General features: G+C 39.5%; 3 protein-coding genes. 1 reads left to right on the forward strand and 2 read right to left on the reverse strand.

Annotated features, from left to right (window positions below; all coding sequences use genetic code 11):
- The coding region (locus tag LEP1GSC199_RS22040) for a hypothetical protein (RefSeq protein WP_039927613.1) at positions 1-318 on the forward strand (318 nt) is incomplete at its 5' end.
- A gap of 82 nt (positions 319-400) precedes the next feature.
- On the opposite strand, the gene LEP1GSC199_RS20435 is transcribed toward LEP1GSC199_RS22040, so the two are convergent.
- Entirely contained in the window at positions 401-646 is a 246-nt protein-coding gene (locus LEP1GSC199_RS20435) for a hypothetical protein (RefSeq protein ID WP_039927614.1), read from the reverse strand.
- The coding region (locus tag LEP1GSC199_RS22045) for an RHS repeat-associated core domain-containing protein (protein WP_232420873.1) at positions 643-1651 on the reverse strand (1009 nt) is incomplete at its 5' end. The genes LEP1GSC199_RS22045 and LEP1GSC199_RS20435, both read right to left, overlap by 4 nt.

Raw genomic sequence — 1651 nt, forward strand, 5'->3', positions numbered from 1 at the left:
GGTTGGGCGAGTCCCGAACATGGGACTAAGTCAATAACATATCTATCGTTTGGCGATCACTTTTCCCGTGTTCGTCGGGATCAGGCTACTCCGGGGTCCGCATTCGCTCCCGTCCTGCGGACCAAGCCCGACGTATCCTTCTCGCTTGGGGAGGGATTTTTTATGAAACGGTTGATGAAATGGAAAAACATTTTCAGGTTTATCTCAAGTTCTATAACAATAAAGAAATCTCACCAAGGCAGAAATATGGATGGGAGAACTCCCTATCAAGTTTTCCTTGATGGCATCCGAAAATCAGTAAAGAAAGAAGATCAATAATTTAAACTAAGTTAGAGGATTGTGTAAGGCGAATACTGTATCTGTACATCCTTCCTAACCGACCCTCCAAACATCAAATAATTTACAACCTTGGTCCTGGATCACCTTTTGTTTCAGCCCGATGCAAACACATTAAATAACCGGTCAAAAGTCCTGTTACCATCTGATTCAGTTCTTCATTTGTAAAACCCGCTACTCCAATTAACAACGGAGCTTCTTTTATATAATTTTCTTTACATAATTTGCGCATAGCAGAAACGCTAGGAGCAGTACAATCAAGCAAAAATAATACGAAGCAAAACAACGAAAAAAATTTCATTTTCTTCATGGCATATATCCTAATACTTCTGTAATCACAAACATCTGAATTAACCTTTCACCATATTTATCTATACCAATACCTTTAACCGCATTACTACTATTCAATAAAATCATGTTAACCACTTTCTTATTACCAGCACCATAACCAAAAGTTCCAGCTCTTCTATCTGCGTCATTTTCCGATTCTAAATCAGGATAATTTAACTTATTTCGTATAGGCGATGATGCCAGATTTCCCAGATATTTGTATTCCCCCCACTCTCTATATTGCTGCAAATGTGCGGTTTCATGTCGCAATGATTCTTCATCGGTTCCACTAGTGACCGCAAACTGGCCGATTGTAATACCTCCGTTAGCAAGTGGACCACCTTGTACCACATACCCGCCATTTACTTTCTTTAACTTTGTATCACGTTGCATAATTTTCCCAGCTGCATAATTCATTGCAGCGTATGTTGCACCTATTAAATTCAACGGATTTACAGTATTACTAATTTTCCCTAAATCACTCCTCATAAACGCACTACCCCTGTGTTTTCTTATTTTATAAAGTGCCTTTTGTCCTGCAACTTCAGCCATAAATTTATGTACTGGGTTATCTGACTTAGATGCAACTTCCGCTATCACAAACTTTGCCATATCCTGTAAAAAATTATTTGCTCTAGAATTCCCAGTTCTATCTCTAAAAGAAATTGGATTTCCATCAACATACATCATTCTATTTAAGCCTTGCATACTACTTGGCATTGTAACACCATCGTTACTTACAAACCTGCCAAGGCTCGCATCATAATACCTAGCCTTGTAATAATACAACCCACTCTCCTGGTCTTCCTCTTGTCCCGTATATTTGAATTTAGTAATGTCTGGTCCATACGAGTCCGTTCGGAATATCTCCCCATACGGTTTATACGTGATATGACTTTTACCGCCTCTTTCTCCGCCGGCAAGCACATTCCCATGACCATCGGTAATCATGGTAATGCTACCCAAATGGTCGGGATATACGTGG

It is taken from the genome of Leptospira vanthielii serovar Holland str. Waz Holland = ATCC 700522, assembly GCF_000332455.1.
Taxonomy (GTDB): Bacteria; Spirochaetota; Leptospiria; order Leptospirales; family Leptospiraceae; genus Leptospira_A; species Leptospira_A vanthielii.

Coding starts and splice junctions, on each gene's coding strand:
- LEP1GSC199_RS20435 (WP_039927614.1), bottom strand. CDS start 646: ATGAAGAAAATGAAATTTTTTTCGTTGTTTTGCTTCGTATTATTTTTG.